Here is a 1,932-nt window from a genome sequence, read left to right as displayed (position 1 = left end):
GGCGGAATTTTCTACCGAAAATTCCATCCTTTTTTCTATCTTTGAGCTACAACGGAATAAATCCTGCGTATTTTTCCGCAACGAAATCATAGCCAAAGCCGTTAGCTTTAATGCTGGAGCAAGTTTGCGGTTTGAAAAAAAGCCTGGTTTATTTTTCGATTTTTTTTTAGAATTTTAAGCCAGATGAATCAGAAAAACTATGTGCGGAATTTCAAAAATTTTCCGAATTATCACTCAAACGTGGAATGAAAAACAACAGCGGAATTGCTCACTCAAACTCTGAATTGAATTACGGCTGACTTTTTAGCTTGTTTGCGCAATCGGAACTGGAAAAACAACGCTGGAATTGCGCACTAGAACCTGAATTAAAAAACGGTCGGAATTTCAGCAAGTTTGCGGAATGAATTAAACGCAGAAATTAAAGAAACCTGAATAAAAAGCTGACTAAAAAAACAAAAAACGGAATGAATTATAAAAGCACTAAAAGCTAACAACGGCTATAATTCATTACGGCGGAATTTCCTCGCGGAAATTCCATTCTTTTTTGCTATCTTTCGGTCAACGTCGGAAAAATGGTCGCCCATTTTTCCGTAACGAAATCATAGCCAAAACCGTTGGCACACATTTAAAACCACTCAAAACCAAAGAGTGATCTTAAAATGGTAATATTTTTGACTTCTTTATTCATCATTGCTGGTCTCAATCTGATTCCTAAAATTACAGGTTTTAAATCCATTAAAATTGAAAAAAAAATTTCAATAATATTATTAAGCAGTTTACTATTAAATATAACTAGTATAGCGCTAATTTTCAATGATATAAAAATTAAAGGCTTTTATACAAATTCTATAATTGGAATTATATTTATAATAACTTGTTTACTCTTCTTTGCAATAGTCAATAATAACTGGAAAAAAATTCTGATAGTAGTAATATTAATTCCAGTCATAGCTTTGACTCTAATCACTTTATTTTTCAGTCAGTCAATTGCAAAATTTCAAATTAACCGTGATTATAGTATTGAAGTAAGAAACGGAGGACTTTTGAGTTGCGGTGAAACCATACATATCTATAAAACTAATAATTTGTTTTTCGATGAAATTGTTCAGAATAAAAATGATTTATGCGTCTACGGAATTTATGATATAAAAACTACACATTTTGATAACAAAGAAGCGCAATTCTTGATATTTCATAACGAAAAACTAGACTCAGAAAACCCAATTAAATTAGAACTTAAAAGAAAATAAAAACGTGAGCCAACAACGTATATAAAAAATAGCTGCGGCTTATCTAAACCGGAAATTTTGGTATATTTGGTAAGTCGCCAAATCTTTTGATTTGGCTTTTAAAAAGTAAAGATAAAATCAAAATACAAAAGTTTTGGCTTATTTTATGGGGGAAAAATAACTCATAATTTTACGCTACTTTTCATATACAAACACGTTACCTAAAATAGCTCGGAATCTTAAGCGGAACGGAGAAATGATAAATCCGACTGTTTGAAAATTTAACTGACTTAAAAAGAGAACAGTGGAATTGAAAAGCACAACGCGGAATGAAATAGCGCTACGCTGAAAAAAATTAATAAAACTATATCGTGCAAAAAAATAAAAAGCGAATTTAAAAATTAAACGGAATTAAGGTCAAATCAAAAATTTGAAATAGACGAAAAAAAGATATTAAAATCTACGTTTTTTGAATAAATCAGCGCATTGCCGAATAAAAAAGTGGACGGAAAAAGAGTAAAGCGGAAATTAATTATTTGGACGGCAAAGCAGAACCTTCCAAGCAGAACGTGTCGCTACTTTAGGTAACAACGGCTATAATTCATTGCGGCGGAATTTTCTACCGAAAATTCCACGCTTTTTTCTATCTTTCGGCTACGGCGGAAAGAATCCTGTGGATTTTTCCGCAACGAAATCATAGCCA

General features: G+C 31.9%; 1 protein-coding gene. It reads left to right on the top strand.

Going from position 1 to position 1,932, the window contains the following annotated elements; translation table 11 throughout:
• Window positions 1-671: 671 nt before the first annotated feature.
• A complete protein-coding gene (locus tag ACFSQ0_RS07265; RefSeq protein WP_379046302.1) occupies window positions 672-1,250 on the top strand; it encodes a hypothetical protein in 579 nt (192 codons plus the stop codon).
• The last annotated feature ends 682 nt before the right edge of the window (window positions 1,251-1,932 follow it).

It is taken from the genome of Mesonia sediminis (assembly GCF_042684705.1).
GTDB classification, from domain to species: Bacteria; Bacteroidota; Bacteroidia; order Flavobacteriales; family Flavobacteriaceae; genus Mesonia; species Mesonia sediminis.
Note: the sequence above shows the minus strand (reverse complement) of the source record. Positions and strands in the feature narration are given on the sequence as shown.